The organism is Desmospora profundinema, from assembly GCF_031454155.1.
Classification (GTDB): Bacteria; Bacillota; Bacilli; order Thermoactinomycetales; family DSM-45169; genus Desmospora; species Desmospora profundinema.
The window spans coordinates 1-24269 of sequence record NZ_JAVDQG010000004.1; the positions used below are offsets into that span (position 1 = coordinate 1).

At 53.7% G+C, this 24269-nt stretch carries 22 protein-coding genes, 1 rRNA gene and 1 riboswitch; all 23 genes read left to right on the forward strand.

Annotated features, from left to right (window positions below; genetic code table 11):
- Window positions 1–95 (forward strand): 5S ribosomal RNA (gene rrf, locus JOE21_RS09000); the annotation flags it as partial.
- 205 nt (window positions 96–300) lie between these two features.
- The gene (locus JOE21_RS09005; protein ID WP_309865012.1) at window positions 301–1074 is read left to right on the forward strand and encodes a class I SAM-dependent methyltransferase; all 774 of its coding nucleotides are present in this window, start codon (window positions 301–303) and stop codon (window positions 1072–1074) included.
- Window positions 1075–1255: 181 nt separating this feature from the next.
- Window positions 1256–2200, forward strand: coding sequence for an ArsR/SmtB family transcription factor (locus JOE21_RS09010; RefSeq protein ID WP_309865014.1), 945 nt, complete (start codon window positions 1256–1258; stop codon window positions 2198–2200).
- A gap of 37 nt (window positions 2201–2237) precedes the next feature.
- Window positions 2238–3473, forward strand: coding sequence for an MFS transporter (locus JOE21_RS09015; protein ID WP_309865016.1), 1236 nt, complete (start codon window positions 2238–2240; stop codon window positions 3471–3473).
- A gap of 675 nt (window positions 3474–4148) precedes the next feature.
- Entirely contained in the window at window positions 4149–5390 is a 1242-nt protein-coding gene (locus tag JOE21_RS09020; RefSeq protein WP_309865018.1) for a dicarboxylate/amino acid:cation symporter, read from the forward strand.
- A gap of 159 nt (window positions 5391–5549) precedes the next feature.
- A riboswitch (purine riboswitch) is annotated at window positions 5550–5651 on the forward strand.
- A gap of 103 nt (window positions 5652–5754) precedes the next feature.
- Window positions 5755–6246, forward strand: coding sequence for a 5-(carboxyamino)imidazole ribonucleotide mutase (gene purE, locus JOE21_RS09025; RefSeq protein WP_309865020.1), 492 nt, complete (start codon window positions 5755–5757; stop codon window positions 6244–6246).
- Window positions 6247–6251: 5 nt separating this feature from the next.
- Window positions 6252–7442 (forward strand): 5-(carboxyamino)imidazole ribonucleotide synthase, encoded by a 1191-nt coding sequence (gene purK / locus JOE21_RS09030; RefSeq protein ID WP_309865022.1) that lies wholly within the window; start codon window positions 6252–6254, stop codon window positions 7440–7442.
- An 8-nt stretch (window positions 7443–7450) separates the two neighbouring features.
- Window positions 7451–8746, forward strand: coding sequence for an adenylosuccinate lyase (purB, locus tag JOE21_RS09035; RefSeq protein WP_309865026.1), 1296 nt, complete (start codon window positions 7451–7453; stop codon window positions 8744–8746).
- A gap of 23 nt (window positions 8747–8769) precedes the next feature.
- A complete protein-coding gene (gene purC, locus JOE21_RS09040) occupies window positions 8770–9489 on the forward strand; it encodes a phosphoribosylaminoimidazolesuccinocarboxamide synthase (protein WP_309866052.1) in 720 nt (239 codons plus the stop codon).
- Complete coding sequence (gene purS, locus JOE21_RS09045) at window positions 9482–9733, forward strand: phosphoribosylformylglycinamidine synthase subunit PurS (protein WP_309865029.1); 252 nt, start codon at window positions 9482–9484, stop codon at window positions 9731–9733. The genes purC and purS overlap by 8 nt, the downstream gene beginning before the upstream one ends.
- Window positions 9733–10416 carry a phosphoribosylformylglycinamidine synthase subunit PurQ gene (gene purQ / locus JOE21_RS09050; RefSeq protein ID WP_309865030.1) on the forward strand — a complete coding sequence of 228 codons (684 nt, stop codon included), beginning with the start codon at window positions 9733–9735 and terminating at the stop codon, window positions 10414–10416. Before purS ends, purQ begins: the two co-directional genes overlap by 1 nt.
- Window positions 10403–12679, forward strand: a complete 2277-nt coding sequence (gene purL, locus JOE21_RS09055) for a phosphoribosylformylglycinamidine synthase subunit PurL (protein ID WP_309865032.1) — start codon at window positions 10403–10405, stop codon at window positions 12677–12679. The genes purQ and purL overlap by 14 nt, the downstream gene beginning before the upstream one ends.
- The gene (purF, locus tag JOE21_RS09060) at window positions 12649–14073 is read left to right on the forward strand and encodes an amidophosphoribosyltransferase (protein ID WP_309865034.1); all 1425 of its coding nucleotides are present in this window, start codon (window positions 12649–12651) and stop codon (window positions 14071–14073) included. The genes purL and purF overlap by 31 nt, the downstream gene beginning before the upstream one ends.
- Window positions 14070–15104 (forward strand): phosphoribosylformylglycinamidine cyclo-ligase, encoded by a 1035-nt coding sequence (purM, locus tag JOE21_RS09065; protein ID WP_309865036.1) that lies wholly within the window; start codon window positions 14070–14072, stop codon window positions 15102–15104. The genes purF and purM overlap by 4 nt, the downstream gene beginning before the upstream one ends.
- Window positions 15101–15697 carry a phosphoribosylglycinamide formyltransferase gene (gene purN / locus JOE21_RS09070; protein ID WP_309865039.1) on the forward strand — a complete coding sequence of 199 codons (597 nt, stop codon included), beginning with the start codon at window positions 15101–15103 and terminating at the stop codon, window positions 15695–15697. Before purM ends, purN begins: the two co-directional genes overlap by 4 nt.
- 16 nt (window positions 15698–15713) lie before the next feature.
- Window positions 15714–17252, forward strand: a complete 1539-nt coding sequence (gene purH, locus JOE21_RS09075; protein WP_309866054.1) for a bifunctional phosphoribosylaminoimidazolecarboxamide formyltransferase/IMP cyclohydrolase — start codon at window positions 15714–15716, stop codon at window positions 17250–17252.
- Between the two features lie 69 nt (window positions 17253–17321).
- Entirely contained in the window at window positions 17322–17603 is a 282-nt protein-coding gene (locus JOE21_RS09080) for a hypothetical protein (protein WP_309865041.1), read from the forward strand.
- 471 nt (window positions 17604–18074) lie between these two features.
- Window positions 18075–19343, forward strand: coding sequence for a phosphoribosylamine--glycine ligase (gene purD / locus JOE21_RS09085; protein WP_309865044.1), 1269 nt, complete (start codon window positions 18075–18077; stop codon window positions 19341–19343).
- 424 nt (window positions 19344–19767) lie between these two features.
- Complete coding sequence (locus JOE21_RS09090; RefSeq protein ID WP_309865047.1) at window positions 19768–20841, forward strand: glycosyltransferase family 2 protein; 1074 nt, start codon at window positions 19768–19770, stop codon at window positions 20839–20841.
- Window positions 20798–21559, forward strand: a complete 762-nt coding sequence (locus tag JOE21_RS09095; protein WP_309865049.1) for a CDP-alcohol phosphatidyltransferase family protein — start codon at window positions 20798–20800, stop codon at window positions 21557–21559. The genes JOE21_RS09090 and JOE21_RS09095 overlap by 44 nt, the downstream gene beginning before the upstream one ends.
- Before the next feature lie 60 nt (window positions 21560–21619).
- Window positions 21620–22336, forward strand: a complete 717-nt coding sequence (locus JOE21_RS09100; RefSeq protein WP_309865051.1) for a phosphocholine cytidylyltransferase family protein — start codon at window positions 21620–21622, stop codon at window positions 22334–22336.
- 19 nt (window positions 22337–22355) lie between these two features.
- The gene (locus JOE21_RS09105; RefSeq protein WP_309865053.1) at window positions 22356–23450 is read left to right on the forward strand and encodes an iron-containing alcohol dehydrogenase family protein; all 1095 of its coding nucleotides are present in this window, start codon (window positions 22356–22358) and stop codon (window positions 23448–23450) included.
- Window positions 23451–23462: 12 nt separating this feature from the next.
- Entirely contained in the window at window positions 23463–24269 is an 807-nt protein-coding gene (locus tag JOE21_RS09110; RefSeq protein WP_309865056.1) for an ABC transporter permease, read from the forward strand.

Here is a 24269-nt window from a genome sequence, read left to right on the forward strand (position 1 = left end):
ATCCACCCGTTCCCATCCCGAACACGGCAGTTAAGCCCTCCAGCGCCGATGGTACTTGGGGCGCAGGCCCCTGGGAGAGTAGGACGTCGCCAGGCAACTGAAACCACCCTTTAATGGGTGGTTTTTTGATTTGTCCGCTTTGGAAGGATCGTTCCTAAGCGGTTTTTTGTTTTATTTTCCAAAGATGGATGTAAGTCTGTTGCCTCTTTTCCGAATATAAGATAAAATATTCATATAATGAAACTAAGTTTCACTATATGGAACATAGTCGTGCGACTTTCAAGTGGGAGGCGATTCCTTGTGTCCAGAGAGAAGGAAAGGGTCAAAGTGCAGTTTGGTTCGACGGCCTCCGGATATGTGGAGAGTGAGATCCATGCCAAAGGTCAGGATCTGAAATGGTTGGTTCAAGCGGTAAAAGCACATCAACCCCAGCCATTACTGGCATTGGATGTGGCGACAGGCACCGGACATACGGCATTTGCTCTTCGTCAGTGTGTCTCTCGTGTCGTCGGATTGGACTTGACAGAAGGGATGCTGGAACAAGCGAAACGAGCGGCAAAAGAACGAAACTTGGACAATCTGGTTTGGATGATGGGGGATGCTGAAGACATTCCCATGCCGGATGGTTTGTTTGATGTGGTCACCTGTCGGATTGCCGCTCACCATTTTCCCGAGCCGTTGCGGGCTTTTCAGCAATGTCATCGGTTGTTGAGAGATGGGGGGTTGTTTATTCTGGTGGATAATGTGTCTCCGGCTGATCCAACGACAGAAGTGTTGTACAACCAAGTGGAAAAATGGCGGGACCCCTCGCACGGATGGGTTTTTACGGAGAGCCGATGGAGCGATCTGCTCCGCAGGGTGGGATTTTCACAGGTGGAGGTACTGCATCGCTGGGAAAACCAAATGCAGATAGAGCCTTGGCTTGATCGGGCACACACCCCGCAGGAAGTTAGAGAACGAATCCGAACGGTATTGAAGGGGGCCAGTGTGGAACAGCAACAAATGCTGGGCTTTCGTCACGGCGATTCCCTTGAGTGGATCATGCGAAAAGCGATGTGGTTAGCGACCAAGTAAACAGAATGAAAAAACAGGATAAGAAGGACGAGGGGAGTATCAAATTTCTCGTTGTGGTATGAAAACCGGCTTCTTTCCAAAGCCGGTTTTGTTTTGGAAAAAGATGTTGCAACTGTTTATAAGTTCGATTATAATCGAACAGAAATTCGTTCTACATAAATCGAACATTGAGGTGAAAAGGATGCCCTTTCAGTTAAAGGTGGAGTATTCACCGATTTATGAATTGACAACCAGTCTTCACTTGTATTTGGAAAAAAAAGCGCATCGAGTGACCGATCTGGGGAAATCTTGGGTAAAGGAAGCGGATACGAAGCTACAGCCCGGATTGAAAAAAAAGCTGACACAGATGATGGAGCAATCGGAAGAGGCGTTTTGGGATAAGAAACTCTTTCAGTATTTTCTGGCAAAAACCACATTGGATTCTCCTGCAAAAGAAGAGGTGGATGGGTTTTTGGATTGGCTCAGCGGCCAATCATCGGAGGATTTATATATGAATGTGGACTGGAGAGAGCAATGGGGCCTCTCTATGGATGAATGGAAGTCGATGCATCAACTGGTGGTGGAAGTGGTGGATCAGTGGAACCAACAGTATTTTCGGCATATCGATCCCGCCATTCTTCATGTGCTGAAGGAAGATGCGGATCGGAAGCAACGTTTGAGTGAGCGTCTAGATGCGGTTGAAGTGGTGGAGCAGGCGACAAAAGGGATTCGGCTTCAGCCGATTAACGAAGTGCGGACTCTCATTTTGATTCCGCAATATCATTATGCGCCGATCAATTTATTTGAGTATGGGAACCCTTTAACCTGGAAATATGCTGTTGACTTTCCGCCGCAGTCTTCCGATGATCCTCCCCGCTCACTCGTTCGGTTTAGCAGCAGCCTGGGGGACCCCAATCGTTTGCGAATTCTTCGCTTCATCGCAGAAGAGGCGCGCTCGTTCATGGAAATCGTTCACTACGTAGGCTTGGCCAAAAGTACCGTCAACCACCATCTGGTCCACCTTCGGGCGGCGGGGCTGGTGCAACTCGACTATCATCCGGATAAAGGAACGGGCTTATATCGGCTGCGGGAGAAAGCCTTGGATCAAGTGGGGAGTGAGCTGAAGGCTTATTTAAAATCGGAATAGATTTGATCCGTCTTTTTATGGGAGAGGAGAGGCGTGAATGAAAGAGCTGCTGCGTATTCGGGCCTTTGTATTGGTGTGGGCGGGTCAATTTGCATCCGGGTTGGGAGGGATGTTCGCCACGTTTTTAGAAGGGTGGCTGGTATACGAGCTGACGGGTTCCAAGCTGGCGATGGGTGCTCTTCATACCGCTTATTTGGTGCCGCTTTTGACGGTGCAGCTTTTGGTGGGCCCCTTTCTGGATCGATGGGATCTGCGCAAAGTGATGATCGCATCCGAGTGGATCCGAGCCGTTGCTTATTTGTTTCCGGCTGTGATGTTAACGTGGGGGTGGTTGGAACCGTGGCACCTGTTTGTTTCCGCTGTCTTCACCGGAATTACCGAGCCTTTGTTTCGCCCTGCCACCATGGCTTATGTACCTGCGATCGTTCCGAAAGAAAAACTGATCAAAGCCAATTCGCTCCTGGAAGGGACGATGAGTTTCGCACTTTTGATCGGTCCTCCTGCAGCAGGATTGCTGCTTGTATGGTGGGATCCGCAGTACATCTTATATTTATTGGTCTCGCTGATGGGCACCGCGGGTTTGGTGTTATGGTTTCTCCCATGTAGGGAAGGGGAGAGAGCCACTGTCCAACCCGTTTCCTGGTTTCGTCAATTTCGGGAAGGAGCTGCTTTTTTTAAGACGGCGCCGGTATTGTTGGGGACCGGGTTGTTAATCCTATTGGGCAATATGAGTTTCAGCGCAACCAATCCCATGTTTCTCCCTTATGTAACGGATGTATTAAATGGATCTTCCTTTCAGGTGGGATTGCTGTTTTCCACGTACTCCTTGGGAATTTTGGCGGGCTCTATGTTTATGGGCTGGATACCGGAACCGAAGCGGAAGAAAAACTATATATTGGGGGCTAATCTCATCATGGGGAGTTGCCTGGGTTTGTTATCCGTCGCTTATTGGTACCCCTTGGCTCTTTTACTGGCAGTGGTCAGCGGTTTTTTCGGCATTTGGTTCAACATCTTAAACTCGACGCTGTATCAACGCATGGTTCCGGAACAGTTAAGAGGAAGAGTGTTCGCTTTACGCCTGTTAATGGCTCAGGGTGGTATGCCGATCGGTGCGATGTTCGGAGGAGTGATCGCTGAATCCTGGGGTGTGATGCCCTTATTTGCCATTGCAGGGAGCATGGTGGTGACAGTAACCATCATTGCGTGGTTTCTTCCGGTTTTCGCTAAGCTAAATCAGGAGTGGGAAGCACCCAACGAGCAAGCAGTCAGTTGATTATGTTTTTAACAGATAGTGTACCTGAGGAGGATCCGTTGAATGATAGTGACCCTTCTACCGATATCGATCATGTTTACGTGGAGGGAGGCTTGGAAAGCCTGCAGAATCGACTCTGCTATGCATAGCGAGACCTGGGAACGAAAGTGACCAAGGCGAGACTTGTGCTTCTATGAGTGCATAGCGAGACCTGGGAACGAAAGTGACCAAGGCGAGACTTGTGCTTCTATGAGTGCATAGCGAGAGTGCATGGAGCGAAGACGGAATACCAAGACGGCCTCCCCATGAAGGTTTAGAAAAGCAGATCGAAGTTCCCTGATGGGGCACTAGGAATGGGACAAGCGAACACCGTCATACGTTAATCTCAGGAGGCTGTCTTCCTGTGATGGAGAGGGTGGCGAAGAAAACTTCAGAAATTTTGGTAATTGGAAGGAGGGAAAGAGATCGCTCGTGTAGTATTGACAAGGGGGGACAATTTTCTACATCTCATGGAGTATGGAGGGGTGTCCATGAAACTTGTTAAGTATACCCATTCTATGTAGGATGAATACGTTTGCATGATGTGTTATAATGCTTTTGGCGGTTACAAAGAGTGGGTTCGTCTGGATCCAACGATATTATTTGTCGGTTTTTTTGCAGATATCTTTTTGATTTTTGTAAAGGTAGGTGGATCGAATGAGCTTGACCAAAAAGATTCTCATCGGAATATTCCTCGGTCTCGTGACGGGGCTGGTTCTTCATCTGTTTTTCCCAAACACATTTGAATCGGTAAACACCTACTTGTTTGCGCCGGTAGCCGATTTGTTCCTGCGGGCGATCAAGATGATCGTAGTGCCGTTGGTCTTCTTTTCCATCGCCATCGGTGCGGCGGGAATGGCCGATCCTAAGAAACTGGGCCGGGTGGGCGGCAAAACGATCTTCTTTTACTTGATCACGACGGCGATCGCCATCAGCTTGGCTTTGGTATTTGCCAACGTGATCGGGCCCGGTAACGGGGCTAACGTGTCGCTTCCGGAGAGCCAACCCGAAATTAATGAAGCTCCCCCTGTAATGGACACCCTGCTTAACATCGTTCCGGATAACCCGGTCACAGCTTTGGCTGAAGGGCAGATGCTGCAAATCATCTTCTTCGCTTTGGTGTTCGGGTTGGGGATGGCCTTCCTGGGCAGCAAAGTGGAGCGGGTTCGGGAAGTGGTGGAGCAGGCCAATGAAATTATGATGTGGCTGGTCCATCAGCTGATGAAAGTGGTTCCCTACGCCGCTTTCGCTCTGATGGCAAAGGCGATCGGCGAAGCGGGCATCGATCTGATCGGTTCCATGGCCCTGTATATGATTACCCTTGTGTTGGTCCTGCTGGTTCACATGTTGGTTACCTACGGATCGTTCCTGAAATTTGTGGCCAAGATCAGCCCGTTCCGGTTCTATAAAAACATGTTCCCGGCGATGGAGGTGGCCTTCACCACCAGCAGCAGCGCCGCCACCTTGCCGGTCACCATGGACCGAGTGGAGAACGGCCTAAAAGTGCCGAAGAGCATCAGCAGTTTTGTTCTGCCTCTGGGTGCCACCATCAACATGGATGGGACCGCGATTATGCAAGGGGTTGCGGCGATCTTTATCGCTCAGGTGTATGGGATTGATCTGACCCTTACTCAGCAGCTTCTGATCATTCTGACGGCCACGCTGGCTTCAATCGGCACCGCCGCCGTTCCCTCCGCCGGGATCGTGATGTTGACGGTCGTCTTCCCGACGGTGGGCTTGCCACTGGAAGGATTGGCAATCGTATTGGGGGTTGACCGACTCCTCGACATGGCACGTACTGCCACCAACATCACCGGTGACGCCATGGTCGCCACCTGTGTCGCCAAGACGGAGGGCGCTGACGTAGAAGTAAACGAAGAAGCGGTGAAGACCGCTTAGGTGAATACGACTTCCAATCATCCGGCTTCCTGTAGGGGAGCCGGATGATTTTTGTTTGTGTAAAAAACGAACGCTGATGAGCTGGAAAGTAATATTGTTCGTCTTTTCATTGACTTGGATGGGGAGGGCTGTTACACTGAATGAGGAGTGATGAAGATGAAAATCATGCACGTGCTTTCTCATATATGCTCGGGAATAAGGCCTGGGCGTTTCTACCCGGAGACCGTAAATTTCCGGACTATGGGAAATGCCTCACCACAGGTGTGTCTGTTACACCCGAACGGTAGGTTTTCCCTAGGGATCCGCTGTTTGGGTTTTTGTTTTTTATCATGGATTTTTAGATGAATGGATAGGAGTGGAGTCAATGGCGTTGCCACAGGTGGGGGTCATTATGGGAAGCACTTCCGATTGGCCCACCATGGAGCAGTGTTGTGACGTGCTTCAGGAGCTGACGATTCCGTTTGAGAAAAGGGTGGTTTCGGCCCATCGCACTCCGGATGAAATGTTTCGTTATGCAGAAGAAGCGGAACAGCGTGGGCTGAAAGTGATCATCGCTGGGGCCGGCGGGGCTGCCCATCTGCCGGGAATGGTGGCGGCCAAAACCGTATTGCCGGTCATCGGTGTTCCGATCAAAACGTCTACCTTAAACGGATTGGATTCTCTGTATTCCATTGTTCAGATGCCGGGTGGCGTACCGGTGGCAACCGTTTCTATCGGTCAGGCAGGGGCGGTCAATGCCGGATTGCTGGCGGCTGAAATCCTAGGTGCTCATGACGAAACCGTTCGTGAGCAGCTCCGTCAACGGAGAGAAGCGATCCGTCGTCGGGTATTGGAGACAGCAAATTTGGATGGGTGAGAGCCATGACAACAACGAACAAAGCAAACCAACCGAAAATTCTCCTGCCGGGCAGCACCATCGGTATTCTGGGTGGCGGGCAGTTGGGACGGATGATCGCCCTGGAAGGGCGTCGTATGGGATACCGTTTTATCACCTTAGATCCTGCTGCGGATTGCCCGGCGGCTCCGGTTTCGGATGGTCATATCCAAGCCTCCTTTGATGACCTGGAAGCGGCGGGAATGCTGGCGGAACAAAGTGATGTCATCACGTATGAATTTGAAAATGTGGATGACGATGTGGTCCGCCTGTTGGAGGATCGCACCTTTGTCCCGCAGGGAAGCCGATTATTGCAAACGACTCGCCATCGGTTACGGGAAAAAGAAGCCCTGGTGACCGCAGGACTGCCGGTTGCCCCCTACCTTCCTCTCCATGACCCCGCCGACCTTCTACGTACAGCGATAGAAGTCGGTTTTCCTTGTGTATTGAAGACAGCCACCGGCGGTTATGATGGGAAAGGGCAGTGGCTGCTCCGGGATCAAAACGACGCTGTGCAAACGATGGAAACGATCGCTGGGGGTCCGTGGGTGGTGGAAGCGTTTGTTCCGTTTGAGCGGGAACTTTCCGTGATTGCGGCCCGTTCCATCCATGGAGAGGTGGGAACCTTTTCAGCGGTTGAAAACATTCACCGCAATCATATTCTTCATCTGACCCGGGCGCCTGCACCGGTAGCCGATTCCATCCTGCGGGAAGCGGAGCAATTGGCCGTAAGAGTGGCCAGCGCCTTAAACGTGGTGGGGCTGGTGGCGGTGGAGTTGTTCCAGCTTGCCGACGGCCGGTTGTGGATCAACGAGCTGGCTCCCCGTCCCCACAATTCCGGCCACTGGACTTACGATGCCTGCACCACTTCACAATTTGAACAGCATATCCGTGCCATATGCGGGCTGCCTTTGGGGTCGTTCCGCCCCCTTTCCCCTGCGGTGATGGTAAACATCTTGGGAGAACATCTGGAAGCCGTGGAAAAGGCGGCACCCCGGTTGCCGGCATCTGTTAAGCTGCACCTGTACGGAAAACGGGAAAGCCGTCCTGGGCGTAAGATGGGCCACTTAACAGTAGTGGAAGAATCGCTGGAACAGGCAGAGAGGCTCATAGACGGATTGGGAATTTGGCCTTCGGCAAGCGATGAAATAAAACCGATGAAATCAACCGGGAGTTGAAAAGTGGAATGATTGAACGATATACACGAGAAGAGATGGGATCCATCTGGACGGATGAAAACCGGTACCGGGCGTGGCTGGAAGTGGAGATCCTGGCTTGCGAAGCGTGGGCGGAGCTGGGAGTGATCCCCCGGGAGGATGTGGACCGGATTCGGAAGAACGCCCGGATCGACGTGGATCGGATTTTGGAGATCGAACAGGAGACGCGCCATGATGTGGTGGCATTCACCCGTGCCGTTGCGGAGACTTTAGGGGATGAATCCAAGTGGGTCCATTACGGTTTGACCTCCACGGATGTGGTGGACACTGCATTATCGTTCCTGTTACGCCAAGCCAACGAAATTTTGCTTCGCGATGTGGATCGGATGCTGGATGTGTTGGATCGGAAGGCGCGGGAGCACAAATATACGGTGATGATGGGGCGCACCCACGGGGTGCATGCTGAACCCACCACGTTTGGGCTGAAGATGGCTCTGTGGCGGGAGGAGATGAAACGGAACAAAGAGCGGTTGGAGAAGGCAGTCCGTACCGTGGCTGTCGGCAAGATTTCCGGGGCGGTGGGAACCTACGCCAACATCGATCCGTTTGTGGAGAAGTATGTATGCGAAAAGCTGGGTCTGATACCGGCTCCGATCTCCACGCAAACCCTGCAACGGGACCGCCATGCTGAATACCTGTCCACGTTGGCCTTGATCGCCACCAGCTTGGAGAAGTTCGCAGTGGAGATCCGGGGGTTGCAGAAGAGTGAGACACGGGAAGTGGAAGAGGCATTCGGCAAAGGACAAAAAGGATCTTCTGCCATGCCTCATAAACGAAACCCCATCGGATCCGAAAATATCACGGGGCTGGCACGGGTGGTTCGCGGTCATATGGTGACGGCTTATGAAAATGTTCCCTTATGGCATGAACGGGATATCTCTCACTCGTCAGCGGAACGGGTGATCTTGCCCGACACCACGATTCTGTTGAATTACATGTTGAATCGGCTGGCCGGCATCATCGAAAACCTGACCGTTTTCCCGGAAAACATGAAGCGGAACATGGAACGCACGTACGGTTTGATCTATTCACAGCGGGTGCTCCTCACGTTGATCGATAAGGGATTAAAACGGGAAGCCGCTTATGACCGGGTGCAGCGCTTGGCGATGCAGGCCTGGGAGGAAGCCGTTCCATTCCGGGGCTTGGTGGAGGGCGACGAAACCATCACGGGTATTCTCACCCCGGAGGAGATTGCGGATTGCTTTGACTATCGCCATCACCTGAAACGGGTGGATGAGATCTTTGCGCGGCTGGGGCTGGATTGACACAGATGGAGGGAGCGATGGGGATGAAACGGGGCGACCTGTTGTACGAGGGCAAGGCCAAAAAGATCTATCGCACGGAAGACCCCGATGTGGTGTGGGTGGAATACAAGGATGACGCCACCGCGTTCAACGGGGAGAAAAAAGGTTCCATCACCGGTAAGGGCGAGTGGAACAATCGAATCAGCATTCATTTCTTCGAGTATCTAGGACGTCACGGTGTGGCCCATCACCTGGTGAAGTCACTCTCCGCCACCGAACAATTGGCACGGAAAGTGACGATTTTGCCGGTGGAGGTGGTGGTCCGCAACCGGGCTGCCGGTTCCCTGGCGAAGCGCTTGGGATTGGAAGAGGGGCTGGTGCTCACGCAGCCGGTGGTGGAGTTTTATTACAAAAATGACGACCTGGGCGATCCTCTGATCAATGAGGATCACATCCGGTTGTTGCAATTGGCGGAGGATCAGCAATTGGCACAGATCCGGGAAGAAGCCCTGCGGATCAACGAACTGCTGATCAAACGGATGGACGCCTGTGGAATTATCCTGGTCGATTTTAAACTGGAGTTTGGCGTCGATACCGCCGGAAAACTGTTGTTAGCCGATGAAATTTCACCGGATACGTGCCGGTTTTGGGACCGGGAGACGAAAAAGCCGTTGGATAAGGATCGGTTTCGGCGGGATCTGGGAGAAGTGGAAGATGCTTATCGCGAAATTTGGACCCGATTGGGAGGGACTGCCCATGTATAAGGCCACGATCAACGTTCAACTCAAAAGCAGTGTATTGGATCCGCAGGGAAGCGCGGTCAAAGGTTCGCTTCATTCTCTGGGTTTTGAAGAAGTGGAAAATGTCCGGATCGGGAAGACGATTCAAGTGTGGCTGGATACGGGCGATGCGGCAGCCGCCCGCAAACAGGTGGAAGAAATGTGCCAGAAGCTGCTGGCCAACCCGGTGATCGAGAATTACGACTACCAGTTGGAGGAGGGTGCCTGATGCGCTTTGCCGTTCCTGTGTTCCCGGGGTCCAACTGTGACACCGACTGCGTGAAAGCGGTAAGAGATGTGCTGGACCAGCCAGTGGATCTGGTATGGCACCAGGAAAAGCGGCTGGATTCCTATGATGCGATCATTCTGCCTGGTGGTTTCTCCTATGGCGACTATTTGCGGACCGGGGCGTTGGCGCGTTTTTCTCCGGTGATGGAATCCGTTCAGGAAGCGGCGGAAAAGGGAAAACTGGTCCTGGGCATCTGCAACGGCTTTCAAGTACTTCTGGAGGCGGGGCTTTTGCCCGGTGCGATGCGGGTCAACGACCATCTGAAATTCCGTTGCGACATCCAACCGCTTCAGGTAGTGAACAACCGTCTCCCGTTTACCTTGGATTATACGGAAGGGGAGACGATCCGTCTTCCGATCGCTCATGGAGAAGGCAATTATTACTGTGATCCGGATACGTTGCAACAACTGCGGGAACGGGGTCAGATTGCGTTCCGTTATGAAGGGGAAAATCCGAACGGCTCTGTTGGTGCCATTGCCGGCATCGTCAATGAACGGGGCAATGTATTGGGGTTGATGCCCCACCCGGAGCGGGCCGTCCACCAATGGATGGGTTCTGCCGACGGGGCTAAGATGTTGACTTCAATGCTTCGTTACTGGGGGGAGAGCCATGGTGCGGCCTAATGTGGAGGAAGTGACGACCGTTGCCAACGAACCGACGCCGGAGGATATTCGTGACCGGCAATTGTTCACTGAAGTGGGGATGACCCAGGAAGAATACCGGCTCGTGAAGGATCACCTGGGCCGCTTGCCCAATTGGACGGAATTGGGCATCTATAGTGTGATGTGGTCGGAACACTGCAGTTACAAAAACTCCAAACCGCTGCTGCGCCGGTTTCCGGTAGATGGGCCGCGGGTGTTGCAAGGGCCCGGCGAAGGAGCGGGAGCGATCGATATCGGGGATGGCCAGGCGGTTGTGTTTAAAATCGAAAGCCACAATCACCCCACCGCTGTCGAGCCGTTCCAGGGAGCAGCCACTGGGGTGGGTGGAATCATTCGGGACGTATTCTCCATGGGTGCCCGCCCTGTCGCCTTGTTGAATTCCCTCCGTTTTGGGCCGTTGGAAAAAGGACGCGTGCGGTACCTATTTGAACAGGCCGTCGCAGGGATCGCCCATTACGGAAATTTGGTCGGGATTCCCACAGTGGGCGGGGAAGTGGAATTCGATTCCGCCTACGAAGGCAATCCCTTGGTAAATGCCATGTGTGTCGGTATCCTAAACCATGAAGACTTACAAAAAGGGATCGCCGTCGGCACAGGCAATCCGGTGATTTATGTCGGGGCCAGCACGGGACGGGACGGGATCCACGGAGCGACGTTCGCTTCTGAGGAGCTATCTGAGGCATCCGAGGAAAAGCGGCCTGCGGTGCAAGCCGGCGATCCATTTATGGAAAAACTGCTCCTGGAAGCTTGTCTGGAATTGGTGGAACAGGGGATCCTGCTGGGGATTCAGGATATGGGTGCCGCCGGACTCACTTGCTCCAGCGCCGAGATGGCAGCCAAGGGAGATTCCGGCATGGAACTCAACCTGGACGCCGTTCCACAACGGGAAACGGGAATGACCCCATATGAAATGATGTTGTCCGAATCCCAGGAACGGATGTTGCTGGTGGTGGAAGACGGCCGTGAAGGAGAAGTGGAACAAGTCCTGCAAAAGTGGGGATTGCAATCGGCGGTGATTGGTCGTGTCACCGATGACGGTCGCTATCGGATTCGCCATCGGGGTCAGCTGGTTGCCGACATCCCGGTGAAGACGCTGGTGGATGATGCACCGGTGTTGCACCGAAAGGGAGAGGAACCCGCCATCTATCGAAAATTTGCTGGGGTGAAACCGGAAGCGACATTGGCCGGTGTGGATACGCAAGACGCCCTGCAGCGGGTGCTGGCTTCTCCCACGGTGGCCAGCAAGCGCTGGGTTTACCAGCAATATGATCATATGGTACGGACCAGCACGGCTGTCCGACCGGGGTCCGATGCGGCTGTGGTGGTGGTGGACGGAACCGACAAAGCATTGGCCATGTCCACTGACGGCAACGGGCGCTATGTGTATCTCGATCCCCGTCAGGGCGGGGCGATCGCGGTAGCGGAAGCAGCCCGCAATGTGGTCTGCTCCGGTGCCCGCCCGCTGGCCATCACCGACTGCCTCAACTTTGGCAATCCGGAAAAGCCGGAAGTATTCTGGCAGCTGGAAGGTGCGGTAGACGGGATGAGTGAAGCGTGCCGCAAACTGGAAACGCCTGTTGTAGGAGGAAACGTCAGCCTCTACAACGAGACCAAAGGCGAACCGATCCACCCCACCCCCGTCGTCGGCATGGTGGGACTGGTGGAAAGCCGCCGCCATATTACCACCAGCCATTTTAAACAAGATGGGGACCGGTTGCTGTTGTTGGGGGAAACCCATTCGGAGTTGGGTGGAAGCGAACTGCAACGGGTGGTGGAAGGAGATGTTTCCGGACGCCCGCCTCGGATCGATCTGGATGTGGAGAAGCGGCTGCAGGAGACGGTGCTTACCGCAATCCAACAGGGTCATGTATCCTCCGCCCACGATCTGTCGACGGGGGGATTGGCCGTCGCAATTGCCGAATCGGCCATTGGCAGCGGTCAGGGTGCCGATGTGTCGCTGGAAACTTCTTTGGATGCCGCCGTGGCATTGTTCAGTGAAAGCCAATCCCGTATCCTGCTGAGCGTCCCGGCTGAGAAGGTTGAGATCGTTAGCGGCTTGGCGGAAGAGAATGGAATCGCTTGTGCAGACATCGGTCGTGTCGGCGGCGATGCTCTGACGGTCCGTGTGAATGGAAAATCTGCCGTCGATCTTCCGGTCCGCGAACTGGAAGCCATCTGGGAGGGGGCTCTGCCATGCGCGATGAATCCGTCTTCGACGAACTAAAGGAAGAGTGCGGGGTGTTTGGCATCCTGGGTCATCCGGATGCCGCCCAGCTCACCTACTACGGGTTGCACGCTCTGCAACACCGGGGACAGGAGAGTGCCGGTATTGTCGCTACCGATGGGAAAGAGTTTCGCTACCACCGCAGTATGGGCTTGGTGAATGAAGTATTCAACAACGAAATTCTAAAAGGGCTGACTGGAGACTGGGCGATTGGTCATGTGCGGTACTCCACCACTGGGGAGAGTTCGTTGAGCAATGCCCAGCCCTTGGTATTCCACCATGCGACCGTCGGCCAGCTGGCCCTGGCCACCAATGGGAATCTGGTCAATGCCGAGTCGTTGAAACAGGAGTTGGAAAGCCAGGGCGCGGTTTTTCACTCCACATCGGACACTGAAGTGATCGCCCAGCTCATCGCCCGCTCCACCCAACCTTCTCTGGAAGAAGCGGTGGCCGAAGCGTTAAATCAATTGATCGGTGCCTATGCGCTCTTAATTCTGACCAATGACACGCTGTTGGTGGCACAGGATCCCCATGGGTTGCGTCCCTTGTCTATGGGAATGCTGGGGGATGCACCGGTGTTTTCTTCGGAAACCTGCGCCTTTGATGTGATCGGGGCGGATTACCTGCGGGAAGTGAAGCCGGGAGAGTTGTTGATTTTGAATCGCGAGGGAATGCGCAGCATTCGCTTCTCCGAACCGGCAAAGCGTGCGGTCTGCTCTTTCGAGTATATCTACTTTGCGCGGCCGGACAGTGATGTGGACGGGATCAACGTTCATACGGCCCGCAAGCGATTGGGTGTCCGTCTGTTTGAGGAGGCGCCGGTGGAAGCGGATGTGGTAACCGGTGTTCCCGATTCCAGCACTTCTGCGGCGATCGGATTTGCAGAGGCGGCGGGAATCCCGTTTGAACTGGGGCTGATCAAGAACCGCTATGTGGGGCGCACCTTTATTCAACCGAGCCAGCACTTGAGAGAGCAGGGCGTCAAGATGAAGTTGTCCGCCGTTCGCAAAGTGGTGGAAGGAAAACGCGTGGTCATGATTGACGATTCCATCGTCCGCGGCACCACCAGCCGCCGCATTGTAACCATGTTGCGGGATGCCGGTGCCAAGGAAGTGCACGTTCGGATCAGCTCTCCGCCGATCAGATATTCCTGTTTTTACGGAATCGACACCTCCCAACGAAAACAGTTGATCGCCTCTGATCATTCCGTGGATGAGATTCGGCAGCTGATCGGAGCGGACAGCTTAAGCTTTCTGACGGAAGAAGGACTGATCCAAGCGATCGGAAGAGAGCGGGAAAACGAAACTTGTGGTCATTGTTTGGCTTGCTTTAACGGAAACTATCCTACTGAGGTGGATGATTCCGCAGTGATGGCGCTGGAGGGAAAAGGATGAGCGAAGCATATCGGCGATCGGGAGTGGACATCGAGGCCGGAAACGAGGCGGTCCGGCGCATTCAGGGACATGTGGCGCGTACCCAACGCCCGGAGGTTTTAGGCGGAATCGGAGGGTTTGGCGGACTCTTTTCCCTGTCCGGCTATCAAGATCCGGTCCTGGTGGCAGCGACCGACGGAGTGGGAACCAAGCTGAAGTTGGCGTTCACCCTGAACCGGCACGACACCATCGGAGTGGACTGTGTCGCCATGTGTGTCAACGATCTGGTGGTGCAAGGGGCCGAACCCCTGTTCTTCCTGGACTATATCGCCACCGGAAAATTGGCACCGGAACAAGTGGAGGCCGTCGTCAAGGGGATTGCCGACGGATGCGAACGGGCCGGCTGTGCGTTGCTGGGGGGCGAGACAGCAGAGATGCCTGGCTTTTACGCCCCGGGTGAATATGATGTGGCCGGTTTCAGTGTGGGTGTCGTGGAACGGAAAGCTCTTTTGACCGGCGAAACAATCGCTCCCGGCGACGTGATCGTCGGTTTGGCCTCCGACGGCTTACACAGCAACGGCTATTCCCTCGTTCGAAAAATTGTGGATGAGGCGGGCCTGTCGTTGGACGCGATCGTTCCATGGGGAGATCACTCCTGGGGAGAGGAACTGCTGGTGCCCACCCGTATCTATGTACGTCCCTTCCATCAGCTGATGAATGCCGTACCCGTTAAGGGAGGCGCCCATATTACCGGAGGCGGCCTGATTGAAAACGTACCTCGGATGCTGCCTGCCGGACTGCAAGCGGAGATTCGTCCCGGGTCGTGGCCGGTGCCCGATGTATTCCGATTCCTGGCGGAACGGGGTTCTCTGACGGAAGCGGACTGTTATCGCACCTTTAACATGGGAATCGGCATGGTGGTGTTTGTTCCGGCTGAAGAGGCGGAGCGCGCATTAGCGGTTGCGAGCGAGTCGGGAGAACGGGCATTTATGATCGGCCGGGTGGTCGAGGGGGAAAACGGAGTGATCGGCCTCGGAGGAGAAACTTCATGAGCATTGCGGTTTTTGCCTCCGGAAGCGGCAGCAACTTTGAAGCACTGGTGGAACGATCCCGCAAACAGTATTGGCCGGAACCGATCTCCCTCCTGATTTGCGACCGGCCGGATGCCGGGGCGTTGGAACGCGCTGCGCGTCTAAACGTGCCCGCCGTCGCTTTTCGGCCTAAGGACTATGAAGACAAAGCCGCTTATGAGCGGGATGTGCTGGCCAAGTTAAAGGAGTACAAAATTCAATGGGTGGTACTGGCAGGGTATATGCGACTGGTGGGTCCCACCCTGCTGGATGCGTACCCTTGGCGCATTCTTAACATTCATCCGTCTTTATTGCCCGCCTTCCAAGGAAAAGACGCCGTTCGGCAAGCGCTGGAATACGGAGTCCGTTGGACGGGTGTGACGGTTCATTGGGTGGATGAAGGCATGGATACCGGCCCGATCATCGACCAGAAGCCGGTGCTGGTGGAACCCGACGATACCATGGAGACGTTGCAGCGGAAAGTGCAATTTGTGGAACATAATCTGTACCCGGCGGTCATGTACAAGTTGTTGACCGGTCGCATCCTGCCGCCGGATGAGTCGCAGGGACCTTAAAGGAGGAACTCCATTGATTCAAATTCGTCGTGCCTTGATCAGCGTTTCTGATAAGACCGATGTCGTGGACTTGGCTCGCAGTCTCTCCCGGCATGGAGTGGAAATCATCTCCACCGGCGGCACGAAACGAACATTGGCCGAAGCGGGGATTCCGGTGATCGGTGTATCCGAAGTAACCGGTTTTCCGGAGATCCTGGACGGACGGGTGAAAACGCTCCACCCCCGCATCCATGCCGGTTTGTTGGCCATCCGTGACCGTGACGAACATCGCCGCCAGTTGGAAGAGAGAAAAATTGAACCGATCGACCTGGTGGTGGTTAACCTGTATCCGTTTCAGCAAACCATTACCAAACCGGACGTATCATTTGAAGATGCGATCGAAAATATCGATATCGGGGGGCCCTCCATGGTTCGGGCAGCCGCCAAAAACCACCGATTTACCACGGTTTTGGTGGATCCAGCCGATTATGGCGGTGTTCTGGAGGAAATGGGCCGTGGCGGTATCACGTCGGAAACACGCAAGCGGCTGGCAGCTAAGGCATTTCGCCACACGGCCGCCTATGATGCCTTGATCGCTTCTTACCTGAGTGCCGAAGCGGGAGAGACATGGCCAGAAAAATGGACGGTCACCTATGAAAAGAAACAGGATCTGCGTTACGGGGAAAACCCGCATCAACCCGCAGCTTTTTACCGTCAGCCCATGGCAGCTACGGGAAATCTGGCTCATGCGGATCAGCTTCACGGAAAAGCCCTCTCTTATAACAACATCAACGACGCCAATGCCGCTTTGGAGATCGTATCGGAGTTTAACGGCCCGGCGGCTGTCGCAGTCAAACATATGAATCCCTGCGGCGTGGGGATCGGGGAAACAGCCCTGGAAGCCTATGAAAAGGCGTTTGAAGCGGATCCGGTTTCTATCTTCGGGGGGATCGTGGCACTCAATCGCCCGGTGGATGAAGCGACCGCTCGCCGCATGAAAGAAATCTTTCTGGAGATCATCTTAGCTCCTGACTTTGAACCAGCCGCGTTGGAGGTTTTGCGGGAGAAGAAAAACCTGCGTTTGTTAAAAGTGGAGGTGTCCGCTTTTGGGGACGCTCCCTCTCCTCGATTGCAAACGGTGGAGGGTGGTTTATTGGTACAGGAGGCCGACCGGAAATCGATCGATCAAAAGGATTGTGAAGTAGTTACCTCCCGCGCCCCTTCTGAACAGGAATGGGAGCAGTTGTTGTTTGCTTGGCGGGTGGTAAAGCACGTCAAGTCCAATGCGATTGTATTGGCCAAGGATTCCCGTACCATCGGAGTAGGTGCCGGTCAGATGAATCGGGTCGGCGCTGCCCGGATCGCCTTGGAACAGGCGGGTGAAGCGGCCCGGGACGCTGTGCTGGCTTCCGATGCCTTTTTCCCGATGAAAGATACAGTGGAAGCGGCGGCGGCTGCTGGTGTCCGGGCGATCATTCAACCCGGTGGTTCCGTTCGAGACCAAGAGTCGATAGAAGAAGCGAACCGGCACGGCATCGCGATGATCTTTACCGGTGTTCGCCACTTCAAACACTAACGGGTATGAACGGCTATTCCTCCTCTGACGTATACATGGCGTAACGGGTATGAAGGAGGGGGATACCCCGTGGTGATGATCTGGCGATCATTAACATTGGTGGCCATCACGTTGGCACTGATGTGGGTTACCGTACTTTTAGGCTGGTATCAACCGTTTTCCTGGCAATACAGCATTCGGGTAATTGCCGGTTTATACTTCTTGCTGGCGGTCTTCACAAGCGGCCTGATGTCCCTTCCGACCACGTGGAAGAGAAGACGGGAGAAAGGCGTATATCAGCGGGAAGACTGGTCTTTTATCTTTCTCTTGGTGACGGTTTTGCTGTTTGGGGTCAGTCTCGCTTTCACCTGATGGCGGGTCTCCCCGAAAGGGACAAGCTATCGTCTTATCAGGTCATTTCCTTTGTTCTTGGGTTAACAATGCTGAGGGGACGGTCGGGGATGGGTTCCGTCTTCGCTCCATGCGTGGCAGAGTCGACTCCGCCGGAACCCATCCCCTCCCTTCAAGAAAACACGATCAATATCAAGAATAGGGCACTGGGGAGTTTGGTCATTTTATATTCCGGTGAGAAGACAGCCACCGACCCGGGATTTTACGCTACGGATTGTTCAGACATGTCCTAGTACTACAGTTGTACTTATCAGAGCAGGTGCAGATGGGAGAAGGGAGGGTGGTGGGATGGCTGCGATCCTTTGCGCTTTTTGCAAGAGATCGAAGACAGCCCGCCAGCCCGACCCACCCACGCTCCTATACACTCTTCGTACAAATGCAACTGTAGTACTAGTAATGAAAATGGAACGGGTCATACGGGAGGGAGTACAAGTGCGAGTATTGGTTGTGGGAAACGGAGGGCGGGAACACGCTCTGGTATGGAAAATCAAGCAGAGTCCTCAGGTGGACGAGCTTTTTTGCGCGCCGGGCAACGCGGGTATCGAAGCGTTGGCGACGGGTGTTCCGCTGTCCGCGACGGATGTGGACGGTTTGGTGCGATTTGTGTCGGAAAACCAAATCGACCTCACCGTGATCGGTCCGGAGGCATCCTTGTTGGCCGGTGTGGTGGACGCCCTGGAAGCCGAGGGTCATTTGGTGTTCGGACCCAACCGCCAGGCGGCTCAAGTGGAAGGGAGCAAACGCTTCGCCAAAGAATTGATGGAATCATACGGGATCCCGACGGGACGGTATCGTTCCTTCGACGATTCGAGCGAAGCGTTACGATATATCCGAGAACAAGGGGCTCCCATCGTCATTAAAGCCGACGGATTGGCTGCGGGTAAGGGGGTTGTGGTCGCCCGGACATTACAGGAAGCGACCGATGCCGTTCACCATATCATGGAAGAACGTGCTTTTGGTGATGCAGGGACCGAAATTGTGGTGGAGGAGTTCCTGGAGGGGCAGGAAATGTCGCTGATGGCCTTTGTCGATGGGGAGACGGTGGTTCCCATGGTGCCTGCCCAGGATCATAAGCCGGTTTTTAATGGTGACCAGGGGCCCAATACCGGAGGGATGGGTGCCTATAGCCCCGTTCCTCAAATCCCCGATTCCATTGTACACCGGGCGGTGACAGAAATCCTGGAGCCGATGGTAAAGGGGATGGCTCAATCCGGCCTTTCCTATCGGGGGGTCCTGTATGCCGGTTTGATGATCACGGCGGACGGACCGAAGGTGATCGAATTTAACGCCCGCTTCGGTGATCCGGAAACACAGGTAGTGCTACCCCGTCTGGAATCGGACTTGGTGGATGTGCTGCTGGCGGTGGCACAAGGGCATTTATCAAAAACAGCGGTTGTCTGGAAAAAGGAAGCCGCTTGCTGTGTGGTGGTGGCCTCCGGTGGATACCCCGGCTCTTACGAAAAGGGTAAACCCATCGAAGGACTTTCCGCCATCGATGGGGAGTCTGTTCTTTTCCACGCCGGGACAGCCCGGAAAAACGGGGCCATCGTCACCGCCGGCGGGCGTGTTCTGGGTGTAACCGCATGGGGAGCCGATTTAAAGCAAGCACGCACCCGGGCATACGACCGGGCGGAAACCATTCGTTTTGAAGGTGCCCACTATCGGACTGACATCGGATCTCGGGCGATCGATTCAAAGTAAACGAAAGAATAAACAAGCAGCATGGGTATCCGTCCGCTCCCCCGAGCGGGCTTTTTTTATTTCCGGATCAGAATGAGGAATAGACAGAAAGCTCTAAAGTGGATCGGTATATTTTGCAGGAAACGGGCTCTGTTTTTATTCCTACTAACAGGGAACCATTACCTATATTTAGCCGTTTTCTACAGAAAAGAAGCCCATGGGAGCGGGGCTGTGGTATGATGGACAGGTCGAGAAGCCTTTTCGAAAGGTTTTGATTTTAAGGTGAGGGGTATGTCCATTGCATGACAAGGGAAGGGGGGCAATTGTAGAAATCCCCTGTGCCATGTTATGATGTTAGCATGATCTTTTTCTGCACAGCGAGACCAGGGTAGATTGCCCAGGCAGAACTTGTACTGGTAAAGTACACAACCATGTGCGGAATGGAGTGATCACCATCGAAGAAAAGAACGGCGATCTCATCTTCTCATTTTTATTGGTTGTCCGCAATGAAGAAGATTATATAGAGAATCTGTTGGAAGCGATCCTGCACCAAGACTTTCCCCATGATCGCTACGAAATCATCATTGTTGACGGTGAATCGACGGACCGAACTCCCGAGATGGTGGAATCCTTTGAACGGCGTTACCCCGATCGCATCCGGTCGTACATGAACCCGCGCAAAACACTGGCCACGGGTTGGAACATCGGCATCCAACACTCCCGCGGTCGGTATGTGATCCGAGTGGATGGACACAGCCAGATACCAAGGGATTTTTTGAGTCGAACCTATGAAGTGGCCCAAAAAGTTCCCGATGCTGCCTGTGTCGGCGGGATTATCGAGAGCAAAGGAACCGGCTTTTGGGGTGAAGTGAACGCCTATGTCTATTCTCACCCTTTTGGAGTGGGAAATTCCAAGTTTCGTACCACCAAGAATGAATGGGAAGGATATGTGGACACCGTTCCTTATGCCGCTTATAAACGGGAGATCTTTGAGGAAGTCGGCTATTTCGACGAGAGCCTGAAGCGGAACGAGGATTTGGAGATGCATGCCCGCATCCGCCAGGCGGGAGGGAGCTTTTTCCTATCCACATGGATCCGATCCACCTATTATGTACGGAATACATTGCCGGCGCTGATGCACAAATCCTTTAGCGACGGGAAATGGACTCTGGTTGCCAGCAAACGCGGTATGGGTGTCCTCCGCGGTCGTCATCTGATCCCATTTTTGGTGGTGATGATGAGCCTGGGATTTACCGTTGCATCCCTGTTCAGCGCCGTGGCATGGAGTGTGTTTCTCGTCTTGATGGGAGCTTATGGAAGTCTTCTTCTCGTCTCTTCCTGGGGACTGAAACGACAAAAGGGATGGAAGTATTTCGTCCCCGCCATGACATCCTTTTTCCTGCTCCATTTCAGCCGCGGATTCGGTTCCGCCGCCGGATTATTGAGCCGGGAGTATTGGGGGAAAGAACGGGGTTATGAAGAGAGATACGGAGAAAAAGTTACCAACGCTGCCCGTTGATTCCGGTCGGATTCTGGCATACAGGGAACGGTGTCAAAAGCCCCGGCATATGGAAGAGATCTGGTCCTGGTTTGTCCTGCGCCGGATCTCCATTTATGTGACTCTGATGCTCAGCCGCACCCCGCTTACCCCGAATGGGATCAGCTGGATCAGTCTTCTCTTTTTCGGATTGACGGGTTGGTTCCTGTTGACAGGGAACCCCTGGGGCTGGCTGTTGGCGGTTCTCAGCTATAATCTGGGTTACCTGTGTGACTGTATGGACGGGGAACTGGCCAGGATCAAAGGGATCACCAGTGATCGGGGAGTATTTTTGGATACATTGATCCGGGCGTTGAGCATTCCGGTATGGAGCGCTGCCGCCTTGATGATTCCACCCGCGTTCGGCTGGGGGGAATGGGGACTGGCTGCCGCTTCATGGGTATACGGAATCGTATTGGTTTCCACCTTGGCCTTGCTGGTGCCCCTGTCATTCAATTATATCCATGTGAAAAGGGATGAAAACGATCCGGTCAGTTATATGCGAACCCAATCCGGTGTCATGGAATGGATTGCCTTTTTGACGGGAATGCCTGGGTATTTTGCAATGTTGCCGTTGGTCATACTGGCGGACGCCCTCACGGGAATGCCGGTGATGGCGGGTTTTACCGCAGTGTTCCTGCTGATGCTGGCCGCTAAGACCTTTTTACGGTTGTATCTTACCACATCCAAGTTGAATTAAATGACGACAGCGTTAAATTTATGTAAAGTGAATATTACAAAGAGGTAGGGAGTGTCTCGGATGAAAGTTGTTATTCTCGCGGCTGGTGTTGGAAGCCGCTTGCGTCCGGAAACGGAAGACAAACCGAAAGCCATGATCCAAGTAAACGGAAAACCCCTGGTGCAATACCAGGTGGAGAGCGTTCGCCAGGCCGGATTTAAGGATGAGGACATCACGGTTCTCGGCGGATACAAGATGGAACGAATTCAGGAACACTTCAACGGGACGAAAGTCCGCTTCATTCACAATCCCCACTATGAATCCATGAACAACATTTACTCGTTCCTATTGACGGAGGAGCTGGGAGACGATATTCTCCTCATCAACTCCGACGATTTCTACGATGAACGAATGATTCGGGTGATCTTGGATGCCTCCGCCCGTACGGCTGTTTTGGTGGACACTCAGAAAACCCTGACGGAAGAGTCGATGCGGGTTCTGCTGGATGGAGAAGGAAAATTGACCAAGGTGAACAAAAAGATTGCGTTGGACGAGGCGGATGGAGAGTACATCGGGATCTCCAAACTGGCCCGTCCGGAACTGGAAGTGCTGTATCGTGTAGCACGGGCCATGATCGAAGACGGTGAAACCGATGCCTGGTACGAAAATGTCTATGAGGCATGTGCCGGCGACATTGAAATCGTCGGGGTGGACACCCAGGGACTGCCTTGGGTTGAGATTGATGATTTCAACGACCTGGAGACCGCCAAGAAGTTGGCCGCATCTGTCCTGTCCTGACCGGGAAGGAGATGGAATCATGACCAAAAAAGTGCATATCCCGGTTCAGCTCATCATCGAACACGGGGCGATCCCCAATCTTCCCCAAACACCGGTTTTTGATTGGTTGAAGGGGAAAAAAGTGTTGATGGTGAGCGGGAGCGGCCAAACACGCAAAGTAACCGGACGCGTGGAGACGGTCATTTCCGGTCATGCCGCTACTGTCCAGGTGCTGGCTTGTCAGAGCAACAGTCTGGATACGATTAATGAATTGGAGCGGCATGTGTTGGAAGATCCGCCTGAAATGATGATCGGCATTGGCGGTGGAAAAGCCTTGGACGTGTCCAAGGTGGTGGGCACCCGGAGCAATGTGCCTGTCATTCTGTTTCCCACGGCGATTTCCAGTGACGCCATCTGTTCACCGGTGGCTGTGATCAAAATGTTGAACAAAAGCACCAGTATCGGGGTGAAGATGCCGCAAGCGGTTATCATCGACCTGGATATCTTGTCGTCCTGTCCACACCGGCTGATGTCGGCGGGGATCGGGGATCTCTTGTCCAACAAGACGGCTCTTTTCGACTGGAACCTGGCCCACCAGGCGGGCAAAGAAGAGATGAACACCTTTGCCAACTTGATGGCCAACAATGCCGTGGAATCGTTTATGAATACATTGAACCAGGATGAGCTGGACCGATCGCGCTTGATGAAAGTGGCCTCCGAGTCCTTGATCATGAGCGGGATCGCCATGTCTATTGCCGGATCCAGCCGTCCCTGCAGCGGCTCGGAGCATTTGGTCAGCCATGCCATGGATTATCACTGTGGTGCCAAAGCGCTCCACGGAGAGCAAGTGGCGATCGGTCTTTTGTTCAGCCAGTATTTGCAGGGACAGCGGGAGCGGGTGGAGTACTTGGCCCCCTATTATGAGAAACTGGGTCTTCCCACTCATTATGAAGACTTGGGATACACTCGTGAGGAGATGCACCGGGCCATTCGGATGGCACCCACCATGCGGAACCGGTATACCATCTTCAACGAGATGGCGTTGTCCGATGAAGAGATCGACCGGATCCTGGACATCGTCTATCCCGACGAGGCCAAAAACCGCTACCGATTGACGGGCTCATCCGTGGGATAAGGAGTACCGCCCATGTTTGCGAACATCTTGAAATACCGAGAGTTGCTGTATTTTCTGGTTCACAAGGAAGTCCGGATCCGTTACCGGAATTCCTTGTTCGGCTTTTTCTGGACCCTGCTGGAACCATTGGGTTTAATGCTGATTTACACCCTGGTGTTTTCTGTGATTATCAAGAAAATGGCGGGTGGAGTGGAGCCCTATCCGTTGTATGTATTGTTGGGGCTGATTCCGTGGACCTTTTTCAATAACTCGTTGAAAAAGGGGACGAAATCCCTGTCGGGGAATGCTTCCTTGATTAAAAAGGTGTACTTTCCCCGGGAAATTTTCCCGATCTCCATGATCCTCGCCAATCTGGTCAATTTTATACCGGCATTTGCACTGGTGATCGTATTCGGTCTGGCTTTAGGCAAACCGATTCAATGGGAGCAGTTGGCCCTGCTGCCCTTGATGATCCTGTTGCTGGCCTTGTTCGCTTTGGCCTGTTCCTTCCTTATCTCCGTCCTTAACGTCTACTACCGGGATGTGGAGTTCATCACCAACCTGATGATGCGGGGATGGATGTACCTCAGTCCGATCATCTATCCGATCAGCCTAGTCACCCAAAGTGAGTCAGAGACGGTTCGGCAGTTTGCCGATCTGTACTTCCTCAATCCGATGGCGGTAATCCTGAGCCTGTTTCACGGGATTTTCTTCCCGGATCAAGCCGAAGTCATTTCCTTCGGTTACATCTTATATGTCATCATCTTTACACTCGTTCTGCTGGTCGTTTCTTGGATCATCTTTAAGCGGCTGAACCGTCGGGTAGGGGAGGTGATCTGA

What these genes read in the sequence shown, in the direction of transcription:
- JOE21_RS09010 (WP_309865014.1), top strand. Translation starts at nt 1,256, where the DNA reads ATGCCCTTTCAGTTAAAGGTGGAGTATTCACCGATTTATGAATTGACA.
- JOE21_RS09015 (WP_309865016.1), top strand. Translation starts at nt 2,238, where the DNA reads ATGAAAGAGCTGCTGCGTATTCGGGCCTTTGTATTGGTGTGGGCGGGT.
- JOE21_RS09020 (WP_309865018.1), top strand. Translation starts at nt 4,149, where the DNA reads ATGAGCTTGACCAAAAAGATTCTCATCGGAATATTCCTCGGTCTCGTG.
- purE (WP_309865020.1), top strand. Translation starts at nt 5,755, where the DNA reads ATGGCGTTGCCACAGGTGGGGGTCATTATGGGAAGCACTTCCGATTGG.
- purK (WP_309865022.1), top strand. Translation starts at nt 6,252, where the DNA reads ATGACAACAACGAACAAAGCAAACCAACCGAAAATTCTCCTGCCGGGC.
- purB (WP_309865026.1), top strand. Translation starts at nt 7,451, where the DNA reads ATGATTGAACGATATACACGAGAAGAGATGGGATCCATCTGGACGGAT.
- purC (WP_309866052.1), top strand. Translation starts at nt 8,770, where the DNA reads ATGAAACGGGGCGACCTGTTGTACGAGGGCAAGGCCAAAAAGATCTAT.
- purS (WP_309865029.1), top strand. Translation starts at nt 9,482, where the DNA reads ATGTATAAGGCCACGATCAACGTTCAACTCAAAAGCAGTGTATTGGAT.
- purQ (WP_309865030.1), top strand. Translation starts at nt 9,733, where the DNA reads ATGCGCTTTGCCGTTCCTGTGTTCCCGGGGTCCAACTGTGACACCGAC.
- purL (WP_309865032.1), top strand. Translation starts at nt 10,403, where the DNA reads ATGGTGCGGCCTAATGTGGAGGAAGTGACGACCGTTGCCAACGAACCG.
- purF (WP_309865034.1), top strand. Translation starts at nt 12,649, where the DNA reads ATGCGCGATGAATCCGTCTTCGACGAACTAAAGGAAGAGTGCGGGGTG.
- purM (WP_309865036.1), top strand. Translation starts at nt 14,070, where the DNA reads ATGAGCGAAGCATATCGGCGATCGGGAGTGGACATCGAGGCCGGAAAC.
- purN (WP_309865039.1), top strand. Translation starts at nt 15,101, where the DNA reads ATGAGCATTGCGGTTTTTGCCTCCGGAAGCGGCAGCAACTTTGAAGCA.
- JOE21_RS09095 (WP_309865049.1), top strand. Translation starts at nt 20,798, where the DNA reads ATGAAGAGAGATACGGAGAAAAAGTTACCAACGCTGCCCGTTGATTCC.
- JOE21_RS09100 (WP_309865051.1), top strand. Translation starts at nt 21,620, where the DNA reads ATGAAAGTTGTTATTCTCGCGGCTGGTGTTGGAAGCCGCTTGCGTCCG.
- JOE21_RS09105 (WP_309865053.1), top strand. Translation starts at nt 22,356, where the DNA reads ATGACCAAAAAAGTGCATATCCCGGTTCAGCTCATCATCGAACACGGG.
- JOE21_RS09110 (WP_309865056.1), top strand. Translation starts at nt 23,463, where the DNA reads ATGTTTGCGAACATCTTGAAATACCGAGAGTTGCTGTATTTTCTGGTT.